The organism is Varibaculum sp. (genome assembly GCF_008661855.1).
Classification (GTDB): domain Bacteria; phylum Actinomycetota; class Actinomycetes; order Actinomycetales; family Actinomycetaceae; genus Varibaculum; species Varibaculum timonense_A.
Genome location: NZ_RPZY01000042.1, coordinates 17,027 through 38,304, shown reverse-complemented (window position 1 = coordinate 38,304; position 21,278 = coordinate 17,027). Strand labels below are relative to the sequence as shown.

Below are 21,278 nucleotides of genomic sequence, written 5' to 3'. Positions count from 1 at the left end.
GTCCTACTCTTCGGCATAAAACCGCCCCCCGCGGCTGCCTGGAGGATGCTGTCCCCGGGCGTTTCCTGTGTTTACTCCCACATCTGTTACCGACCACGCCCTTTTTGGGTGACGTTTTGACCCTCCCGGTGCAGTTGCGCCCGCCCGGTGCAGTTGTGCCCTCCCGAGATGGGAATTGTGGTCGTAATTGGGACACTTTGCCGGTATTGGGAGGGTGTTTTTGTCTCGGGAGGGTGAAACGGCGCGCATACCAGAAAACGGGAGGGTGAAAATGTTGCTCAGGTGGGCGTGGTTGATTGGAAATAGCCAAAGTTATTTTCAATAGTTGGGTAGAGGGTAGAATCACGACCACTAAGTAGTAACAGGTGTCACATTAGCCTCATTCGTAACATAATTGCCGGTCGGAGGCTTTTGGGGTTGTCCTAAACGGCTATCGAGGGCAAAATAGAAGTTGAGACACCGCGTGTCATCACTCTGTAGTGCTTACAGGTCGTAGGGGAAGACGAACCTGACAATCACTAAAGGAGAAGCGATGAACAAGGATTACACCCGCGGTGTACTTTTTGTGCATTCATGCCCGCGTGCACTTTCGAGTCATGTGGAATGGGCGGTTGGTGCAGTTCTAGATCAGCGCATCAACTTAGAATGGACAGAACAACCTGCTCAACCGGGAATGTTCCGCTCGGAACTGTCCTGGGTAGGGCAAATAGGTACTGGCGCTAAACTTGCCTCTGCGCTGCGCGGATGGGAGCATTTACGTTTCGAGGTAACCGAAGATGCCTCCGTAAATAACAACGGAGGGCGCTGGTCATACACCCCTGAACTGGGGATATTTCATGCCCAAACTGATGTGGTAGGCAATGTGGTAATCCCAGAGGATCGGGTGCGAATTGCCCTTGCTCAAGGCAGTCAAGAGGAACTGCGGCATCTATTGGACTTGGCGTTGGGAACCGCGTGGGATGAAGAGCTGGAACCTTTCCGCTACGCGGGGGCGGGAGCTCCAGTGCGCTGGCTGCACCGAGTGGGTTGAGATGGCGCTAGATGCTGATGCCTTAGCGGCGCTCGCCGATTTCGGTAAGGGTCTGCCTGGTGGCGCGGAGGTTGAAGATGGAAAAGAGGGCGAGTTTTTTCTTCAAGTCTCAGAAACTGGGATAGTTACCGAGGAAACCAGTGCTACTGCCTCGGATGCGCCCTCAGGAAATCTCCCTCCTGCTTGGGAAAGCTTTCCAAGTGATTTAGAAGTTGTAGCCGCGCTGTTAGCGGCGGTATCTGCTGAAACTGGTGAGAAACAAGAATCGCTGTTACCGCAGACAAATCTGATAGACGATCTTGATTTCGATGACCTGTCGTTATATGCGGTAGTGGCGCAGCTAGAGGCGGAACTAAAGGAAAAACGCTCCGATGCTCAAATCGTAGAATGCGAAACCCTAGGGGAGCTGGCGCTCCTATATGGATCCAGTAAAAACAGGGCAAATAAATAAAGATATACATTCTTATCTTTATTTCAAATAATGGCAATGTTGAGGTCTTTCCTGCCATTATGAGGTCAAAAACGAATAATTGGCATTTATCGCTGGCGTAAATCTTGTTTAAAAACTCAAAGATACTGACTTGTCTTGGAGATATGGTTACAAACTATTGATGCTTGCCCCATTTTTTCGAGAGAAATACTCTCCCCGCCAACAATAGTGAGTATGAGTAAAAATCAAGATTTTGAGAACAAACATCCGCGACATATTAATGGCAGATTCGCTGGGAAGCCGCATGCAGAATCTGGGCTAACGCTCCAACTTGACAAGGGTTATCCGACCTCTGGCAGCCAGAATATGCCTCTGCGGGACAATGCCCCCGGCGTAGAGAACCCGAAACCTAATACGGATATCGATGGCTGCCCGGAGAAATCTGAGCCTCCAATGGAGGGCTGTTCAAAAAGGGCTTCACTTCGCACTTCGTGGAAGATGGTTAAATCTCTAACACAATCGTTTACGTTTACTGTGTTCGTGGCAGTGGTAGCGTTTTTGCTATCCATGGGACTTTTGCTCTTCCTCATGGAAAAAGAATCAAATAAGAACGACACGCAGATACCGGAGGTTGCTAATAATCCTACGACAACTACTACTGCTATCTCTGGAGAATCTACTTTTTTCAAGGGTTATCCTGCCCTGTATGGAGGAGTGTCTTAGTGCTCACGCAAGAGTTTTACTGGGCGGATTGCGCGATTTCTTTTAGTCGCTCACGCAGGGCTTCGGCATTGCCGAGGGCGTCGTAGGCTGCGTCCTCGGAAAGAACTCCGCGCGGCAAATCTTCCGGTAAAAGCCCCTGGTTATCGGCATCTAAATCTTCCCACCAGGCCTTCCCGGAATAATAACTATCCAAGGCGCGGTAATCGTCCCACATCTGCTCATAGGTATCGAGGGCGTCCTCGACAGTTGCAATCGCGTCATTGAGGCTCACTAGCGCTGCCTCCATTTGCGATACCCGCTCGATTTGCTCCGCGGAAACTCCAGTTTTTTCCATAGCGCTATCCTCCCACACCTCGCCCGCAGCCGCTTATCCCAGGATATTTCTAGAGGGCGCACCTGCGGTTATCCTGCATTCAGAACCTAGCCCAGTGTCGGTTAATGCTATAACTTGTCGCAATCTATTGACCGGCGTCCAGGCGTGTAGTATCTTGTACTACAAAGGGGAGGGCAAGAGATGGCATTTTCCATCCGGATGAGTACAGAAGAAAAGGAGCTAGCCACCAGCTATGCGAACTTACACTCCATTACCTTGGCAGAAGCCTTTAGGCAGGCACTATTCGAAAAGATAGAGGACGAGTTCGACCTGACAGTAGCCGATGAGGCTCACCGCGAATGGGAAGAGGACGGAAAGAAATCCTACTCGTGGGACGAGTTCAAGAAAGAGCTCGACCTGTGAAATATCAGTTCCGGGTGACTAACAGGTTCAAAAGACAATTTCGGAAACTCGATCGTTATACCCAGCGCATGATAAGCAACTGGATTGATAAAAATCTGGTGGGCACTCCCGATCCCCGCAGTCACGGTAAACCGTTGCGCGGGAACTATGCGGGGCAGTGGCGTTACCGCATCGGAAACTATCGCCTCATCTGCGAGATTGAAGATGACCACTTCTATATTCAAGCCTTAGTAATCGGGCATAGCAAAGAAATCTATCGCTAGCGGTAGCGGCGCAACTCTTGGTAAACCCCGAGAAATAAGACCAGGGGTGTCCGGGTTCGCAATAAGCGGGTTAATGCGACCTAGTGCCCTTTAATAGGGCAAATAGTAACTCCAGACTCAATTGGGGGCGCATTTTTTGGGGTGGAGGTAGCTCCAGAAAGTAAAGGGGGGGGGCGCCCATTGGGAAATGGGCGCCCCCCTGATGCTATTAGTGTCAGACTTTACTGTTCGCCAGAAGAACCAGCATTCGGATTTAACAGGTCATAGCGATTCAATGCCTGAGTAACCACCGAGCGATCTGGAAGAATCCCGTCCTCATTTAAAGCCTCCAAGGCCTGAACCACCAGGGACTCTGCATCAATCAAGAAGTGGCGGCGAGCGGCGGCACGGGTATCGGAATACCCGAAATCGGAAGCACCCAGCACCTTGTAGCGTCCCGGCACCCAGGGGCGAATCATATCGGGAACCAGATGGTCATAATCCGAAGTCGCAATCACCGGTCCAGTGGCATTACGGAGCCGCTGAGTAACATAGGGCAAGCGATATTCTTCATCCGCATGAAGCAGATTATGGCGATCGCTCTCCATACCGTCCCGGCGCAGTTCATGCCAACTGGTCACCGACCAGACAGCCGCGTCCACCCCCCAATCCTGCATCAAAAGCTTTTGCGCCTGCAGCGCCCAAGGAACCGAAATCCCCGAAGCTAGCAGTTCTACCTTCGGTCCGCCATTTTCATAGTGGCCGGTCAAGGCATACATGCCACGCAAAATCCCCTCAACATCGACTCCTTCAGGTTCTGCCGGCTGGTGAATCGCCTCATTATAAACCGTCAAATAGTACATGACGTTCTGATCGCGCCCATCGGAGCCATCTCCATACATTCGTTGCAAACCGTCACGAATAATATGGCGCAACTCGTAAGCATAGGCCGAATCGTACTGCACAAACGCCGGGTTAGTAGCAGCAATAATCGGGGAGTGACCGTCGGCATGTTGCAGACCCTCACCAGTTAAAGTAGTACGTCCCGCAGTTCCTCCAATCACGAAACCCCGTGCTAACTGGTCTCCGGCCGCCCAGAACTGGTCGCCCGTCCTCTGGAAACCAAACATGGAATAGAACAGGTAGAACGGGATAGTGGGCTCCCCATTAGACATATAGGAAGTGCCGGCCACCTGGAAAGCAGCCGCTGCTCCCGCCTCATTAATCCCGGGGTGCAGAATCTGGCCATCTTTACCCTCGGAATAATGCAACATCAGATCTTCATCGACTGCCGTGTAATTCATGCCCAGAGTGTTATAGATTTTCGCGGAGGGGAACATGGAGTCCATCCCGAAAGTCCGCGCCTCATCCGGCACGATCGGCACAATCCGCTTGCCGAACTCTTCATCCTTTAAAAACTCTTTCATTAGACGCACCAGCGCCATGGTGGTGGCAACTTTCTGTTTACCCGAACCTCCTTTGAGGACGTCATACACGGAATCGTCGGGTAAAGAGATCTGCATCTGGTTGCGTTCTTTAGGACGCGAAGGCAAAAAACCGCCCAGCTTTTCGCGACGCTCAAACATATATTGCAAGGATGGGTGATCCTCGGAGGGACGGTAATAGGGAGGCAGCTGCGGATCCTTCTCCAGCTCCTCATCGGTAATCGGAATATGTAGCCGGTCGCGCAGCGCCTTCAAATCTTTCAAGTTCAGCTTCTTCATCTGGTGAGTGGAGTTGCGTCCCGCGAAAGTCTCACCCAGCACATATCCCTTAATAGTGTGCGCCAAGATAACAGTCGGCTGTCCCTTATGCGCCATTGCCGCATGATAGGCCGCGTAAACCTTGCGGTAATCATGACCGCCCCGCCGCAAATCCCAAATCTCCTCGTCGGTCCAGTCCTCCACCATTTTTGCGGTGCGCGGATCCCGCCCAAAGAAGTGTTCACGCACGTAAGCGCCATCATTAGCCTTGAACGTCTGGTAGTCGCCATCCAGACATTCGGTCATCACCTTCAGCAGCGCATGGTCATGATCCTTGGCTAACAAGCGATCCCAGCCGCGACCCCAAATCACCTTGATAACGTTCCAGCCGGCGCCTCGGAAAAATGCCTCAAGTTCCTGAATAATCTGTCCGTTACCGCGCACTGGACCATCCAGACGCTGCAAGTTGCAGTTCACGACAAACGTTAGGTTGTCGAGTTTTTGCTGTCCCGCTAGCTGCAACATTCCCCGCGATTCCGGTTCATCCATTTCCCCATCACCCAGGAAAGCCCAAGTGTGCTGGTCAGAACAGTCCTTGATTCCCCGGTTAGTCAAATAGGTATCAAACCAGGCCTGGGTAATCGCCTCGGCCGGCCCCAGCCCCATAGACACGGTGGGGTATTCCCAAAACTCGGGCAGGTGTCGCGGATGCGGGTAAGAAGGCAAACCGTGAGGGGCTTGAGATAGTTCCTGACGGAAACCATCCATATCCTCCTCAGATAGCCTCCCCTCTAGGAAAGCCCGCGCGTAAATACCGGGGGAGGCGTGCCCTTGGAAAAACACGTGATCCCCGCCGCTCGGATGAGACTTGCCGCGGAAGAAATGGTTAAAGCCCACCTCGTAAAGAGTAGAGATAGAAGCATAGGAGGAAATATGACCCCCCACATGCACCCCTTGGCGTTGCGCGCGGGTAACCTGCACGGCGGCATTCCAGCGCATCCAGCGACGATAATCCCGCTCGATGCGTTCATCCCCGGGGAAAGTCGGTTCATCATGCGGCTTAATCGTGTTCGTGAAAGGCGTATTTAAATTGGCAGGCACCGCCACGTTTTGTTCACCTGCCGCCGCTAACATTCGCAACAGTAAATCGCGAGTACGCTCCGGACCGCGTTCTTTAATCAGTTGGTCTAAAGAATCGAGCCAATCACGGGTCTCTTCCGGGTCAGGGTCTGGTATTGCCTTGGCTAATTGGTGTATAGAATCCAGGGATGCTTTATTCTCAGACATATCACTCATAGGTATTGCTGCTCCTTCAACCAAAGACCATACAAATCTAATTCTTATCTATTTTTCGTGCTTTCGCTACTGCTCTTTAGCCGACTAATGAAAATGAGGGAAGTTTTGGTAAACCGGTTACACTCAAAAGTGATTTAAGGTTGCAATAATGCTGAGAATAATCGTGTTTACCAGGGGTTATAGGTGGTAATGGCGTGGGGTTATTTCAGGAAACAGTGAAATATGGGCAGAGATTAGCTGAAACTCGGCTCTAGTGTTTTTCCCAATCGGCTCAATCATGTATTTTAGAGAACGTGGAAACCACAGGCGAAAGGCATGAAACTTCCCTATCCGTTTCGGAAATGGGGTTTAAAGAAGAGCAAGTCATTCAAGAATTTGGTTGGGATGAAGATGTTGATGAAAATCTTCGTCAAGCCATTATGGATCAGATTGATGACGATTTAGCAGATGAAGATTTCACCGGCATGAGTGATGGTGCCCTGATTTGGTGGCGTGATGATGACGGGAACGCCGATGATCTTTCAGATTTGCTGATGGACGCAATGGGCAATATGGATGAAGGAGGGAGAATTTGGGTGCTCAGCCCAATCGCCTCTGATCCGCAGGCTGTTGATCCGCGTCTAATCGAGGAAGCAGCTAAAACCGCGGGAATGAATCCTACCACCTCGGAAGTGGTTTCTCCCCAGTGGGCGGGTACACAAATCGTTTCCCGCGGCCGCTAGTTTTCCCGCCCCAACCCTCTGAAAAAGGTGGCTGGAGATAGCTTGGAACGGTTTTCGTGTCGTTGGCTTTAATAGCATTTCAGGGCTCGGTAAACCGTTATTAGGGCGCGTGCCGATATTTCCTACTTGCGATAATTAGGGCAGGAATCAGGAACAACAGTGCTGATAATCCCATTGTCCACACCAAGCCATAGTCATGGGTAACGGCTGAGTTGGGGCGGGTAAAAGGAATCCTATCCATAGTGGATAGGCGTCCTAAAACTACAGCGGAAAAAACTGAAATCGTGTATGTAACCAGTAAGGATTTCAACAATCTAAATTGACTCTTCTTTCCTCCTCCGGTTAGTTCGATAAGACGCCGTTCAATTCGCTGGTCAGATACCAATGTAGAAGATAAAGTCACCAGTAATATACCCGAGATGATTACTGCTAAAAGCTGCCGCGCAACTGCCTGTGCTCGTAATTGTCTAATCTGCGGGTCATCGGAGTCATTTATGGTCGCGAAAGGAGCCTGGATGAGCAGGTTTGCCCGTATCTCGTCTTGTACCTCATCGGGTAATCCAGCAAAACCAGTGATAATCGCAGTGTAAGATTGAGGTTTCTTGACCTCCAACTGTTTAAGTAGCGGGGAATCAGGCGATAATATCAACCCGCTTAAAATGTTATTTTCTAAGTTAGGGTCTCCGCTAAGCCCCTCTACCGTGGTCACTTTGGTGATTGCCGAATCAGCGATACCGATACCAATCAAAGTAACTGTACCCTTGTTGGTTACATAGCCCTTGGGAGCATGGTTAATAAAACTTTTATCAGCCAACCCTCCAGAAGCAACATAAACCAAATCTAGATTAGATTTAGGGCAATCGTGTACAGAATTAGCGGTTTTAAAGCATTGCGCCCCCTCATTATCGGTGATGCGAAACATTTGTTTGGTGGTAGAAATATCGCCAAATAGCGCGGTGTGAGCCTTTAATTGAGGGTATCTTTCCAAAAGGTTATCTACGGCTTGCTCGGTAGCGTTAGTAACTTGGAGGTAACTGTCTTTGCCATTAATCTGCCTACCCAGCCAGTTAGTCCAATCCGCTACTCCACTTGCATACAGTGATCCGTAATAGTTCAAAGCGAACACTATTGCGAGCACTCCTAAAATCAGTTTTTGCAAGCGATTTCCTAAACGCGTGGTTATCCTCCGCTTGCGTGTGAATAACGTGAGTGAGTACCCCAGGGAAGGGATGCTTACTGCTCCGAGTACCATCGCCATGCGATGGCCTTGCGGAAAAATAAACAATTGGCGGGAAAGTATTAAAAGCATGGTCGCTACAGTTCCCGTAATACCTACTATTAGCAAAAGACGAGGGGAAAATCCCTTACTAGGTGCACGCTTGTGGTGCTTTAGAGATAAAACAGTTAGCCCCGCGCTAAACAGACCGCCAAGGGTAATTATAGCCAGCGTTACTACCGCGACGATGGTCACAGCTGTCCATTCCACCTGGTTCCATCGCTGCTCAAAAAACGTCGCTACCCACTCCGAGAGGCTGGGAAGCGATATACAAGCTAGTAGCCATCCTGTTGCTCCGCCACCTAAAGCCAATAAGGTAGTTTGGGTGCAAGTGGTCAAAGCAGCTCGTCCTGGCGTATCTCCTAATGCGGTCAAAACCTGGAATATGCTGCGACGTCGATACCGATCGGCGGCATAGATTGCCACCAAGAGAACCACGACTAGTAGAGATGCAAACAGTGATGCCAGTGGCGGTGATATCGCCTGATAGCTGACCGCATTTGCATTTGCTCGCTGTATTGCAGAGTTCACTGTCGCGACATTTCCGCCACCGTGATTCAATACCTCATCTATAGTTTTCAAATCATTATTTGTCAGCCAGACTTCAGAGGATTTAAATATAGATTGATTAGCGCTAATAGCAATAGCGGTGACTTCATGAATGGAAGCGGGGTTCTCAGTGATTCCCACTAGAGAAAAAGCAGCTTGCTTTCCCGGGTTCTCCACGTCTACGAGTTCCAGCTTGTCCCCAAGTTTTGCTTGTAATCGCTTCGCGACTTCTTGGCTAACCGATAGCTCACCCGGTAGATTTGGGTAGCGACCAGTCGCCAACACTCCCAGGTTGGCTGTGCCGCTGAGCATAGTAACATCTGCGCTAGTGGCCTTTTTAGTGTTAGTTTTGAGAATATTTTGATGGGAATAGGAAGTAGCTACCGCCTCACCTTTTTGTTGCAAATAGCGCATGAATGCGGCAACGTCCTCGTTGCCGGTTACCTGTTGGCTATACACTCCGAAATTGCTTTGCGCGCCACGTTGAACAGCGCGACTATAGGCAAAAACAAAGTTGCTAATAGTTGCGCAAATCATGACTAGCGCCAATGCAATAGCTATCGTCCCCAAGGCGTTTGCAGGGCGGTGAAGAGCCATCTTGAAGATGAGACGCAGTCGCTGCCTACCCATTAGCGCTACTCCACAGCAAAACCATAATTGCTGATATGGATAACTTTGTCAGCGTAACTAGCGAATTTCATGTCATGGGTACCGGTAATAACCAACATATTCTCATCGTGAGCCAAACTAGCTAACAACTGTGCAATCTGAACGGTATTATCCCGATCTAAAGCGCCAGTGGGTTCATCTGCAAGGAGAATCTGAGCTGATCCCATCAAGGCACGAGCAATAGCTACCCGTTGTTGTTCCCCACCTGATAGCAACTCAACAGGTTGAGCGCTATGACCGGTAAGACCAACCCGCGCCAGCAGCTGTGAGGCGAGGTCATATTCGTTCTTACCTGCATATCCGTGGCTAATCTCTCGCGCTAGCAGCAAATTTTCAATTGGATTTAGAAAAGGAATCAACAGATAATCTTGGAAAATTCGACCTAGAATGGAGGCTCGAAGCTCGCGGGTAGGAATAGTTTCTAAATCACGATTCCCAATCAGTATCTGCCCACCCAGAGGCTTTAGTTCCCTAGTTAATAACCTAAAAAGGGTAGTTTTCCCTGAACCAGATGCTCCCATTAGCGCATAAAAGCCACCAGGTGAAAAACTGGCGGAAGCTCCCTCAAAAATCTTCCGGGTTTCGCCCGAACCACGATACTCGAAACTGAGGTCAGCTATTTCGACACGCATCACTGTTCCCCGTGAGAAGTCAGCATTACTAGATAGGGCAAGCGTCGCACATCATAGCCGTCTGACCTCGCTGTGCGTAGAGGTTATCGCTTAGCGTGATCTACACGGGCGGCACGAGGCCAACCCAGTTGTGATGCCGCCGTCCATGCAGGAGTTCTATATGTTGTATTCAATTTAGTGAACCAAGAAGAATGATAGTCCGGTGCAGATGCGATATCTAGCGTAACTCGGGCTTTTGTATCTCGATTAAGAGAAGAACATCTACCTGCACCTTGCGTAAACCCAACGCTATTTTGAAGCCAAGCTGAGCAGTTTCCACCAAGCGCACCCGCATCTGGTGCTGTCACTAATAATGAGCCTGCTATAAGCGCGGTGACAAATGCAAAACAAAGCCCTGATGTCCGTATTTTTTCTAAGCTTTTCATGATTTCATCCTTTAAAAATTAAATCGTACCCAATCGCCATCGATTTGAGCTCTATTTTAACACCAGGGATAGGTGAAAATCGGGTTTTAACCCAAATGTCGCCCTCACTATTGCGAAAACCCGAACGGTTTTCGTACCGTTCGGGCTCCTCATTGTGCTTGCAACACTTCGTGTTGCGCGCCGTTTCCTCACTCTCACTAACAAGCAAGTAAACTTGCTTGCCGTTCGAGCTCGTCACGGTGGGCCCAGAGGGACTCGAACCCCCGACATCCACGGTGTAAACGTGGCGCTCTAGCCAACTGAGCTATAGGCCCTAGACCTGTTAAAGAATACCCAATCTCGACAGAGAAACAAACTTGACAGAGTGTGATATGAATCGAACTTACAAAACCCGTGCCAATACCAACAAATCTGGCGCTAGAGAATAAAATGACGCGCCCTCCTGCCCGCGCGCCCTATTGCAGCCCTGGGGGAGAGCATGGGAAAATCAGGAGAAGCGATTAGTGGAAAGGGGGCGGCGCAAATCCTAGAAGAATCACCGGTCAGCAAACAAGACCTAGAACGCGCCTATGACCTGGTTCGCCGTGTACGCGCACGCCACTCAAACCCACACGGAACAGACACCGCCCCAGCTATCGCAAATCAAAACCAGTCCGATAACCATCCGCCCACCGGAAAAAAAGGGCTAGAACTACTGGATTGGACGAGCACCGCGCTATCTAGACAAAGTTCGCACGGCGGAGATTTCTCGCGGCAGCTCCGGGAAGAATTTCAACGTACGAACGCCTCTGACCTGGATATTTCGGAGGTCGAGTATCGCCGGGTTCAGTTAGAAAAAGTATTCCTTGTGGGCATATATGACCATGACCGCTCTCATGCGCAGCAGTCCCTATCGGAACTCGCGGCGCTTGCCCAAACCGCAGGTGCCGAACTGGTAGGCGCGGCTTTGCAGCGACGCAGCACCCCGGATGCGGCAACTTTCGTAGGGCGAGGTAAAGCTAAAGAGTTAGCCGAGCAGATAGCGGCGCTAAACGCCGACACCGTAGTCGTAAATGCCCAGCTCCAGCCCTCCCAGCGGCGAGGACTGGAAGACATAGTTCAAGTGAAAGTTATCGACCGCACCGCCGTAATCCTGGATATTTTCGCCCAACACGCCTCCTCGCGCGAGGGGAAAGCCCAAGTGGAACTAGCGCAGCTACAATACCTGCTGCCCCGCCTTCGGGGCTGGGGGCAATCAATGTCTCGCCAGGCAGGAGGACGCGTGTCGGGAGGAGCCGGAATCGGCGCGCGCGGTCCGGGCGAAACCAAACTGGAAACCGACCGTCGTCGGATTACCAAGCGAATCGCGAAACTGCGCCGCGAGATTCAGCAAATGAAAAAAGGACGGGACACTAAACGGGAGAGCCGCCTGCAAAGCGCCCTGCCCTCAGTGGTAATCGTGGGCTACACCAATGCTGGGAAATCCTCCCTGTTAAATTCCCTGGTAGACGCGGATGTGATGGTGCAAGATGCTCTGTTTGCTACCCTAGATCCCACCGTGCGCCAGGCGCAAACCCCCGATGGGCGCAGCTACACCCTAACCGACACAGTAGGTTTTATTGATGAACTTCCGCACGAGCTGGTAGAAGCTTTCCGCTCCACCCTAGAGGAAGTTGAATACTCCGATGTAATCGTGCACGTAGTAGATGCCAGCCACCAGAACCCCTCCCATCAGGTAGAAACCGTTAAGGAAGTGTTGGGGGAGCTAACCAACATTTCTGCAATCCCCCAAATTATCGTCCTCAACAAAGCAGATTTGGTAGATGCATTCCATATCCGCGCACTGCAATCGTTATTACCTGGGGCAATAGCGCTCTCGACCCGCAGCGGGCAAGGTCTTAGCCAGCTCCGCGAAGCAATCGGCAAAGCGCTACCCGCGCCCGCTAAACCCATAGATTACGTAATTCCCTATAGTCATTCTGCTCTGGTAGCCCGACTCCACCAGGAGGGTATCGTCGATACCGTGGAGTATCTAGAACAGGGCACTCATGTTATAGGGCGAGCTGGGCCGGCCTTGGCGCAAGCCATATTGGAAGTGGCGAACTAGATGGATTCTTCGGTTTCTCCGCTAGTTGCCACCGCCGATAAAGGTAAAGGTAGTGGCGGTAAAGATGCGAGAGCAGCGTGCGAAATTCTGCAAACCTGTATTGAGCGTATTGGGGGAAGTAAACGCGAGGAACAGGTTCAAATGTGTAATCTGGCGAGCCGCTCATTTTCTTTAGAGGGCGCGCAATTGGTGGGGGCAGGAACCGGTACGGGCAAATCTCTTGCCTATCTGGCGGCTGCTTTCCAGCAGGTAATAGAGCATGGGAAACGGGTTGTAATCTCGACTGCTACTTTGGCGTTGCAGCGTCAGCTCCTCAGCTGTGATATTCCCACGGTAGTGGGGGCGTGCCGGCAGCTCGGGTATCCTCTTCCAAACGTGGCGGTGCTAAAAGGGTGGTCAAACTATATTTGTCGCTGGAAACTGGCCGCTCCCGAAGAAAGTGAAGCTCTCTTTCCCGCCTATGAGGTGACTTCAGCTTCCCCTACCATGGTGGGCAAACAATTGGCCAGGCTGCGGGAATGGGCGCAAGAGAGCGATAGCGGGGATCGTGACGACCTAGAGCGGGCAGTAGCGTTAGCCGCCTGGCGGCAAGCCTCAATCGCTGCTAATCAATGTCAGGGGAAAACCTGTCGCTATTTTACTGACTGTTTTCCTAGAGATGCCCGGCTCAAAGCCCAAGATGCGGATATTATTATCACTAATCACGCGCTATTAGCGATTTCGGCACTCACTAGCGCCGAGCTGCTGCCAGATTTTGAAGTATTAATCGTTGATGAGGCGCACGAGCTTCCCTCTCGGGCGCGTTCGCAAGCCTGCGTGAACCTTTCAGGTGCGGCAATAGAAAGGATTGCCCGCAGCGCTAGAAAGCATTTTGATTTGCCGGTCAGCAACCTTTTTGAGGTATCCGAGCGCTTAGCGAAAACCTTAAATGACTTGCCCGAGGGAGAATTGAACTCCATTCCGGGAGCTTTGCAAGAGACTTTAACTGCGCTGCAAATCGAACTATCCGATATTTCCGGACAGGTTACTAGCGCTAATAAAGAGGACGAAAATAAAGGTAAACAAAAAGTTACTCTGGCTCAGATTGAAGAGTCTTTAGAGGCCGCTGAACTGATTAGCTGCTTTGACCCGACCAAATCGGCTGCCTGGATTGAGGAAGAAAAATCTGGGGAACGTTACCTTTATTCGGGGCCTCTCGACGTGGGAAATAAACTGTATACGAACCTGTTTAAGGGACGTTCTTGCGTGCTGACTTCTGCCACTATGCAGCTAGGAGGCTCTTTTAATGCAATTGCTTCCCGCCTGGGGCTGCGCGCTTCGCACACTTGGCAAGGAAGTGATTTAGGTAGTCCTTTTGATTACGCTAAGCAAGGAATCTTGTATGTGGCTTCTGATTTACCACGTCCGGGGCAATCAGGGCTCGACCAATCGGTTCTTGAAAGAGCCTTAGAGCTATCTGAGGCAGCTGGCGGGGGAGTGTTAGGGCTATTTTCTTCCTTTAAGGCGGCGGAGCAGGCAGCCCAATACTTTGCCGATAACTGTGACTTGAAGGTACTGTTACAGGGAGAACGACCTATAAATCAGCTGATAGATGAGTTTTCAGCTAATCGTGATTTTTGTTTATTTGGCACGCTTTCACTGTGGCAAGGAGTGGATTTGCCGGGGGATACCTGTCGCCTAGTGTTGATTGACCGAATACCTTTCCCTCGTCCTAATGACCCTTATATTTCTGCCCGTACCCGCGCGGTTGAGGTCGCAGGGGGAAGTGGCTTTGCCGAGGTTTCCCTCACTCATGCGGCGCTATTATTAGCCCAGGGGGTAGGGCGACTGATTAGAACTGCCAATGACCGGGGAGTAGTTGCAATCTTAGATCAGAGACTGGCTACTGCCAGGTATGCTAACTACCTGCTTAAATCCTTACCTCCTTTTTGGAAAACCACCAATCGGGATACTGTGCTGGGTGCTTTAAAGCGCCTATCGAAACAGCGAGAATCTGCCCAGAACAGCTAAAAGACGCGAAAGACTATAAAATCACCCTGAAAATAGGTCGTTTTTCATCGGTATTATCAAAGATGGCAGGGTAATTTGGTTTTAGAAGAAAACTTCTATCCCTAAAGGAGAAACTATGTCGAAAGAGCGTGCAAATTCTCTCTACCCCTCGGCGCTGACACGTCGCTCGAAAGTGGGGATTGTCGGTGCCGGTTTCGTTGGTACTGCTCTCGCCTATGCGTGCCAGATTAAAGGTGCAGCTCGGGAAATAGCTCTATTCGATATTAATAAACCTAAGGTCGAAGCGGAGGCTCTCGACCTTGCCCACGGGATTCAGTTCACCCCTGCCGCTTCGATTTCTGGTTCAGACGATGTTGAGGTCTTACGTGACTCGGACGTTATCGTGATTACCGCTGGTCCCCAACAAAAACCGGGACAGTCGCGCCTAGATATGGTACAGGCGATGGTAAACATCATGAACTCTATTTTGCCGAAAGTGCTAAACGTTGCGCCCGATGCCATTTATATCTTGGTTTCTAACCCGGTAGATATCGCCACCTATATGGCTCTAAAGATGAGCGGTTTGCCCTCACACCAGGTTTTTGGTTCCGGAACGGTGCTTGATACTTCCCGGATGCGCTACCTAATTTCGCAAGAAACCGGGGTTGCTGTCCAAAATATTCACGCCTATATTGCCGGTGAACACGGCGACTCCGAGGTTCCGCTCTGGTCGAGTGCCGAGATTGGTAACGTACCGCTCTCACGGTGGGGAGCCACCGTAGGGGGAGGAATTTTTGATGATAAGCTGCAAAAACGGATAGCGAAAGATGTAGTGGAATCTGCCTATCGGATTATTGATGGAAAAGGGGTAACTAATTTCGCAATCGGACTGGCAGTAACCAACATTATCTCCGCAGTAATGCGCGATGAGGATCGGGTTCTAACCGTTTCGTCCCTACTTGACAACTGGAATGGTATCTCCGGGGTGTGTATGGCAGCCCCAACTCTGGTGGGTCGCTCCGGGGTAGGGCGCGTGCTAGATCCGCCGATTACCCTAAATGAACGGGATGCTCTTACTCGCAGCGCAGAAAAACTGTCCGAGGTTGCTAAATCGGTGGGGCTATAACCTAAACTTCGTTAGCGGACATAACTAGCGATTACCCTGATGGATGGTCTTAAGATAGGGGAACTTCCCAGCTTAAGGCTAACCCGTTAGGTTTAGCTGCCTTAACGAGGCAAATACCGCCGTGGCGGCGGGCGCGGCTCTTCAGATTATCAAGACCAGACCGGCGGGTAACACTAGGGTCTAGGCCATGCCCATCATCGGTTACTTCCACCTGGATAGAGCCATTACAGCCCATACCGCTAATTTTAACCACCACCTGTGCCGAGGAAGCTCCCGCATGGCGTGCGGTATTAGACAGGGCTTCGCGCACTACCGCCACTACGTCATCACAAATATCGTGACCGACCCGCTGATCGGCTTCTTCAATCAAGATTTCTTCCCTAGCCGGGTTGGAAGCCGAGAGGGTTTCTCCATCTATCTCTAAAACGAAAGAGGGCGCGAATCCCAGTAAACGCCGAGCCAGGGAAGCTTCTCGGCGCAGCCGTTCAACTAAATCGACAGCCGCATCTGGTTCTCGTAAATTGTGGACAATCGCTCTAATCTGTTTAACCGAGTCATCTACACTGGCCAGAGCCTCTTCCATCAGGGACTCTGCCTGAGAGAAATCCAGATTAGTTTCACTGGCAAAAGTTGCTCGAATCCGTTCTAACTGCATACCGGTAGCGAAAAGCTGTTGGATTGCGAGGTCATGTAAATCTTCCCCAATTTTGGCGCGCTCATCTAGCAAAGTTGCAATATCGGCTGCATGTTTAGCGTCAGCGATTTCGAGGGCGAGAGCCGCTTGGGTAGCAACCTGTTCCGCCATAGCTAAAACCTCAGGGTTGAACTCTGGTTTACCTGGTAGACGTAAAAGCAGTAATACCCCGATAGCGTGCGATCTGGCTAATAGCGGGACATAGAGAGCGGCACCGAACTTGGAGAGTTCCTGTACCCGTAAAGTGGTCGCTCGCGCCAAGGAATCAACGATTAAACCTTGACCTTCTGCAAGTACCGTGCGGGCTCGTCCTTGAGGGGGAAAAGCCACCCCAATTAGTTCGCTCGCGCCATATCCAGAAGCAATCTCGCAAACCCAAGAATCACCGACCGAGGGTAAAACCAGTAAAGCAGTATCGGCTTGCGCTACTTCCCGTACCGATTTCGCAATAAACTGCAGGGCGTCCTCTTCATCCGTACCCTCTAATAGAATCGTGGTGAGCTGCTGGGAGACCTGGGTCCAGCGTTCCCGTGAGCGCGAAACCTCGTAAAGACGCGAGTTTTCTATCGCTACTGCCGCTAAAACTGCAAGTCCTGACACGTATGCTAAATCGTGTTCACTATATCCGTCGGGACGATTACACAGGTAGAGGCGACCATAGACTTGCTCATGGATACGCAGGGGAACCCCTAAAAACGAGTGCATTTCCGGGTGAGAGGGCGGGTAACCGGTAAAACGCGGATCGGAAGCCAAATCATTAGAGATAACGCCGTTATTTACCGGAACATCTCCGATAATTCCGCGTCCTACCGGGGGATGCCCCATTGATGCGCGCTGCTTTTCGCTCACCCCGTGAGTATAAAAAGCGCTGGTCTCCCCGCGAGAATCCAAGATAGCTAAGGCCCCATAGGGCGAGGAAGTCATGGCGCACGCCTGATCTACGAATGCCTGCAAAACTTTATCTTGCTCGAGGTTTCCCATCAAGCGCAGCACACAGGATAACAGGCGCGAACTATCTTCTGATAGGGACGAATGGTTATCTAAACTGCTATCTAAAGGGCGCGAGGAGGCAGCAGGGTCAGTTACATTCGGACTATCGGAACTCGATAAGCCGGGGAAACTCGGTAATGGAACGTTATCAAAAGACATCAACCTGCTCCTGGCGCATACTCCAGGCATAGCCTTGGTGGGTTTCTAAGAGTTCTTTATGAGTGCCTTGAGCGACAAAGGTTGCTGGCTCATTGGGATTGCCGTGGGGCTTATCCATAATAAATACTGTATCAGCCTGGTCAAGTGGGGTTAGACGATGGGTTACCAGGATTACTCCCCGTTTGTGTTCTTTACTGCCGGCATTTAATAAATCTCGCAATAGAGCATCAGCAGTTTCGGTATCAAGATGTTCTCCTGGTTCGTCTAAAGCTAGTAAAGGTGCTTTCGCTGCCATGGCGCGTGCCAAAAGAATCCGGCGACGTTCACCACCTGAAATAGTGGTTGCGCCCGAACCCAACTCGGTTTCTAAACCATCTGGCAGTGAAGATATCCATTGCCCCAAACCAGCCTCAATGAGTAGTTCTTTTCCCTCTTTGGCTGAAAGCTGACCATTAGCTACTCGCAGGTTTTCTAAAATAGTGGTTTCAAAAATATGGGCATCCTCGGGAGTAATCACGAAGCTGGCGGCAGCTCGACTACGCGGTAAGGAGAAAATATCTACCCCATCAATTTTTACGCTCCCAGAAACCGGTTTTAGCAGTCCAGCCAAGGTATAGAGCAGGGTGGTTTTCCCGATTCCGGATTGCCCGACAATCGCCAGGTGATTGCCTGGTTCTAGACGTAAATTAATTCCTTCGGCTACTACCGGACCGCCCGGCCAACCAATAGCTAAATCTTTAGCTTCCAGAATACTGGAAGTGCTCCGGTTGCTGGGGGTACTTGGCTGTTCGTCCTCTTTAGGGGTTTTTACCTGTTCTTCTGTCGGGAGCATATTCATTATCCGAACCGCGGAAGTAGCCGATATTACTAGCTGTTGAGCTGCCTGTCCCAGCTGCGCGGTTCCCTCGAAAGCAGAAAGGGGAGTAAGTGCCAGCACTGCCAGCATTACCTCGGGGATTGATTGGTGATTTACCGCCGAAATCCCGAAATAGGCAGCCATGATTACCGACATTAACATTCCGAACACGTCGATAGCCTCTGCCAAAGCGGCTGGTTTTGCGGAGGAATCCTTTGCCTCATAGAGCTGGTCTTCCAGCTTTGATAGCCCAGAAAGTACCTGCTGAGTTTGACCATCCACCGTGATTTGGGCAGCGCCATCAACCATAGTCATTGCCACTTCAGAAATCTGGGCGCGACTTTGAGTTTCACGCTGCTGGGAAATTCGGGTAGCACGGATAGTGAAAAGGGGGCCGACCAGCCCAGATAGCAGTAGACCTAGTGTCAAGAAAAGACCGGCTCTCCAATCCACTAGGCTGATACCGACCACGGTTATTATCCCCACAATAGTGGCAACCATGGCTGGTAACAGGCTTTTAACCACGAAATCACCGATATTGTCTACATCGGTTCCCATCCGATCTAGAATGTCTCCCCGCCGCAAGCTGGCAATCCGGGCGGTGTCGGAATGGGAAAGGGATTTGTAAAGATTGCTGCGCAGGGTAGTCATTCCGGACACCCCCAACTTGTGGGAGGCTAACCGTTCCAGGTAACGGAACACCGCTTTGGAAATCCCGAAAAAACGCACAGAAACAACCGCTACCTCCAGGTATAGGACGGGCGGCATTTGGGAGGCACGGGCAATCAGCCAGGCTGCGGTAGCGCCTAGGGCAATGGTTGCACCCAATCCGGCTGCCCCCAAGAAACAAGCCAAAAACAAGGTGGCTGGTTTTAGTTCTAAGAGCTTTATAGCCCGTTTAAGTGCCTGACGTTCTTCGGTGGTAATGAACCACGTTTTCATAACTATTGCAACCCCCGTGTCGAGCCTAGAAATTCGGGAATCTCCGCCTCACTGGCTCGGGCTGCCTGGGGCTGAGTATCGTGATAGCGTTCCGCTTCTTCAGCGGTGAAGGGAACCGAGGATATCCGCACTACCTGGTCAGCTAGTTGCGCTAGCTCTTGGCGGTGGGCAATCAAGACTACAGTTTTACCAGAATCTTTTAGATGTTGAACTACTTGCGCCACCTGTGCCACCAAATGGGCATCTAGATGTGCGGAAGGCTCATCTAGGACGATGAGTTGTTTCGTGGAGAGCAAAGCCCGCACTAGGGCGAGACGCTGACGCTGTCCTACAGATAGACCTTCGCCTCCTGCCCGCAGGAAAGTGTTCCAGCCTTCGGGAAGTTTTGCCACTACCTCTTCAAATCCTGCTAGGCGAGAGGCTTGCCGAACTTCTTTTCCGGGAAGTCCCTGCGGGAAAAGCTCTTGTAGATGCGGGTGTGACTCTGCAATGTTTTGAGCCAAAGTACCAGGTAAAAGTATTGGCATTTGGGGTAGCCAAGAAGTTTGCTGCCACCAGGAATCAGGGGAGATGTCATCTATGGAAATGGTGTTCCCGGTGCTATCGCAAAGAGTGATTTCGCCCCGGTCACAAGCTAACTGTTTTAACAGTGCCATAACTGTGGTGGTTTTACCTTCCCCAGATTTACCTACTAAAGCGGTGATAGTGGCAGGCTTAATAGTTAGATTCACGTTATTTGGAGCCCAAGCTCCGCGTGAAGCCATAGTGACGGCGCTAAGAGTAATAGTGGTGTCGGTCAAATCGGGAGCCGGCTGGTCACCACCAGTAGCTGGGGAAGTTTCTAGGATTTCAAAAGCAGATTGGGAAGCAGCGACCCCGTCAGCGGAAGCATGGAAAAACTTGCCGACTTGACGTACCGGCGTGTATACCTCTGGTGCGAGCATAATCGCGATTAGACCCGTGTAAAGGTCGAGACCACCACTTACCATTCGCAGCCCTACCGTGACTGCCACGATTGCTACCGAAAGAATAGAAATAAACTCCAATACCGCTCCCGATAGAAAAGCGATACGTAAAGTAGCCATCGTGGTTTGGGTATAGGTTTTACCAATCGAGGAGATTTGTTTTTCCGGGCCGCGGTGTCTTCCCAGGCTCTTCAAAGTGGCAAGACCGGCAATTAAATCTAGTAATTGCCGTCCCAAGTGTTGCATCGTAGCCAAACGGCGATCAGAGGCGCTTTGAGTCATCTTCCCAATAATCACCATAAAGATAGGAATCAAGGGAATAGTAATAATGGCTACTAGCGCCGACCAAAAGTCCATTACCGCCATGACCACTAACACCAGGGGAGTGACGGTAACCGCCAAAATCAATTGCGGAATATAATCAACGAAGTAAGGACCGAGCTTTTCTAGCCCCCTAGTAGCTAAGGTAACTGTGTCGGTACCTTTACGTGCTAGCCAACGCGGTCCCAGTTTCAAACAATGTGCCAGTACTTGGGCGCGCAATTCTCGAATCGCTTTCTTAGCTGATTTATGTTGATGGTTTGCACGAAAATAGGTTAGACCTACCCTAGCCAGGGAAACGATTGCTAGCCAGAATGCAAAATAAGCGACTTGCCCCCAGGTTTGCCGTAAAGATATGACCGGAGAAATCAACGCAGATATCAGGAAACATTGGGCGATAACTAACCCTGCTTGCATAATGCCGGTTATTGCAGTTATCGCAATCGATAGGCGTGCTGAGCGAGCATATTTCAGCAGTTTCGGATCAAGTGGTTTCAAAACGAATGTCCTCCATGCAAATAATAGGACTATTTTCCCACAGGAAGTAGAAAACTCTAAACCTTGTTCATCGCTAGTCGTCGCGTACGCGCGGGAGAGGGATTTCTCCTCCCACGCTCATTCCATGCCTGGGTGGGGAAAGGACTCAGTACGAAGGCGCGGGGACTGGGGTAGAAAAAGTACTCGGGGGATCCCAGTGAGCCTTGCTTGCGCTCGGCT

17 protein-coding genes and 1 tRNA gene are annotated in these 21,278 nt (G+C 50.8%); 9 read left to right on the top strand and 9 right to left on the bottom strand.

Going from position 1 to position 21,278, the window contains the following annotated elements:
- The first annotated feature begins 532 nt into the window (after positions 1–532).
- The 3 genes from QZT94_RS05215 to QZT94_RS05205 all read left to right on the top strand — a co-directional run bounded on the left by QZT94_RS05215 (position 533) and on the right by QZT94_RS05205 (position 2,183).
- Positions 533–1,030, top strand: coding sequence for a DUF3145 domain-containing protein (locus QZT94_RS05215; RefSeq protein ID WP_072509354.1), 498 nt, complete (start codon positions 533–535; stop codon positions 1,028–1,030).
- Between the two features lies 1 nt (position 1,031).
- Positions 1,032–1,481: a phosphopantetheine-binding protein gene (locus QZT94_RS05210; protein WP_270625516.1), complete on the top strand. Its 450-nt coding sequence runs from the start codon at positions 1,032–1,034 to the stop codon at positions 1,479–1,481.
- 213 nt (positions 1,482–1,694) lie between these two features.
- The gene (locus QZT94_RS05205) at positions 1,695–2,183 is read left to right on the top strand and encodes a hypothetical protein (RefSeq protein ID WP_270625518.1); all 489 of its coding nucleotides are present in this window, start codon (positions 1,695–1,697) and stop codon (positions 2,181–2,183) included.
- A gap of 16 nt (positions 2,184–2,199) precedes the next feature.
- Here the strand turns inward: QZT94_RS05205 and QZT94_RS05200 are convergent, their stop codons facing one another.
- The gene (locus tag QZT94_RS05200) at positions 2,200–2,517 is read right to left on the bottom strand and encodes a DUF4298 domain-containing protein (RefSeq protein ID WP_270625519.1); all 318 of its coding nucleotides are present in this window, start codon (positions 2,515–2,517) and stop codon (positions 2,200–2,202) included.
- Between the two features lie 180 nt (positions 2,518–2,697).
- Here QZT94_RS05200 and relB point away from each other — a divergent pair, with 180 nt between their 5' ends.
- Together relB and QZT94_RS05190 are read left to right on the top strand one after the other, a co-directional pair.
- Positions 2,698–2,919, top strand: coding sequence for a type II toxin-antitoxin system RelB family antitoxin (gene relB, locus QZT94_RS05195; protein WP_270625521.1), 222 nt, complete (start codon positions 2,698–2,700; stop codon positions 2,917–2,919).
- Positions 2,856–3,182 carry a type II toxin-antitoxin system RelE/ParE family toxin gene (locus tag QZT94_RS05190; RefSeq protein ID WP_363928436.1) on the top strand — a complete coding sequence of 109 codons (327 nt, stop codon included), beginning with the start codon at positions 2,856–2,858 and terminating at the stop codon, positions 3,180–3,182. The genes relB and QZT94_RS05190 overlap by 64 nt, the downstream gene beginning before the upstream one ends.
- Before the next feature lie 221 nt (positions 3,183–3,403).
- Here the strand turns inward: QZT94_RS05190 and aceE are convergent, their stop codons facing one another.
- On the bottom strand, positions 3,404–6,151 hold the full coding sequence (gene aceE / locus QZT94_RS05185; RefSeq protein WP_270625670.1) for a pyruvate dehydrogenase (acetyl-transferring), homodimeric type: 2,748 nt from the start codon (positions 6,149–6,151) through the stop codon (positions 3,404–3,406).
- A 302-nt stretch (positions 6,152–6,453) separates the two neighbouring features.
- Between aceE and QZT94_RS05180 the strand changes: the two genes are divergently transcribed.
- Complete coding sequence (locus QZT94_RS05180; RefSeq protein ID WP_296760938.1) at positions 6,454–6,882, top strand: DUF3052 domain-containing protein; 429 nt, start codon at positions 6,454–6,456, stop codon at positions 6,880–6,882.
- 100 nt (positions 6,883–6,982) lie between these two features.
- Here QZT94_RS05180 and QZT94_RS05175 read toward each other — a convergent pair whose 3' ends face one another.
- The 4 genes from QZT94_RS05175 to QZT94_RS05160 form a co-directional block, all read right to left on the bottom strand.
- Positions 6,983–9,337 (bottom strand): hypothetical protein, encoded by a 2,355-nt coding sequence (locus QZT94_RS05175; RefSeq protein WP_296760936.1) that lies wholly within the window; start codon positions 9,335–9,337, stop codon positions 6,983–6,985.
- 5 nt (positions 9,338–9,342) lie between these two features.
- On the bottom strand, positions 9,343–10,008 hold the full coding sequence (locus tag QZT94_RS05170; protein ID WP_296760935.1) for an ATP-binding cassette domain-containing protein: 666 nt from the start codon (positions 10,006–10,008) through the stop codon (positions 9,343–9,345).
- 83 nt (positions 10,009–10,091) lie between these two features.
- Positions 10,092–10,433 (bottom strand): hypothetical protein, encoded by a 342-nt coding sequence (locus tag QZT94_RS05165; protein ID WP_296760933.1) that lies wholly within the window; start codon positions 10,431–10,433, stop codon positions 10,092–10,094.
- Between the two features lie 240 nt (positions 10,434–10,673).
- Positions 10,674–10,747, bottom strand: a tRNA-Val gene (locus tag QZT94_RS05160).
- A gap of 164 nt (positions 10,748–10,911) precedes the next feature.
- On the opposite strand from QZT94_RS05160, the gene hflX reads away from it, so the two are divergent.
- The 3 genes from hflX to QZT94_RS05145 all read left to right on the top strand — a co-directional run bounded on the left by hflX (position 10,912) and on the right by QZT94_RS05145 (position 15,634).
- Positions 10,912–12,519, top strand: coding sequence for a GTPase HflX (gene hflX, locus QZT94_RS05155; protein ID WP_296760932.1), 1,608 nt, complete (start codon positions 10,912–10,914; stop codon positions 12,517–12,519).
- Positions 12,520–14,529: an ATP-dependent DNA helicase gene (locus QZT94_RS05150; RefSeq protein ID WP_296760930.1), complete on the top strand. Its 2,010-nt coding sequence runs from the start codon at positions 12,520–12,522 to the stop codon at positions 14,527–14,529.
- A 115-nt stretch (positions 14,530–14,644) separates the two neighbouring features.
- Positions 14,645–15,634, top strand: coding sequence for an L-lactate dehydrogenase (locus tag QZT94_RS05145; protein WP_296760928.1), 990 nt, complete (start codon positions 14,645–14,647; stop codon positions 15,632–15,634).
- A 49-nt stretch (positions 15,635–15,683) separates the two neighbouring features.
- On the opposite strand, the gene QZT94_RS05140 is transcribed toward QZT94_RS05145, so the two are convergent.
- Genes QZT94_RS05140 through cydD form a run of 3 tightly spaced genes read right to left on the bottom strand, consistent with a single transcriptional unit; the run spans position 15,684 to position 21,059 of the window.
- Positions 15,684–17,477, bottom strand: a complete 1,794-nt coding sequence (locus QZT94_RS05140; RefSeq protein ID WP_296760927.1) for a GAF domain-containing protein — start codon at positions 17,475–17,477, stop codon at positions 15,684–15,686.
- Entirely contained in the window at positions 17,467–19,275 is a 1,809-nt protein-coding gene (cydC, locus tag QZT94_RS05135; protein ID WP_296760925.1) for a thiol reductant ABC exporter subunit CydC, read from the bottom strand. Before cydC ends, QZT94_RS05140 begins: the two co-directional genes overlap by 11 nt.
- 2 nt (positions 19,276–19,277) lie before the next feature.
- Complete coding sequence (gene cydD, locus QZT94_RS05130) at positions 19,278–21,059, bottom strand: thiol reductant ABC exporter subunit CydD (RefSeq protein ID WP_296760924.1); 1,782 nt, start codon at positions 21,057–21,059, stop codon at positions 19,278–19,280.
- Positions 21,060–21,278 lie beyond the last annotated feature (219 nt).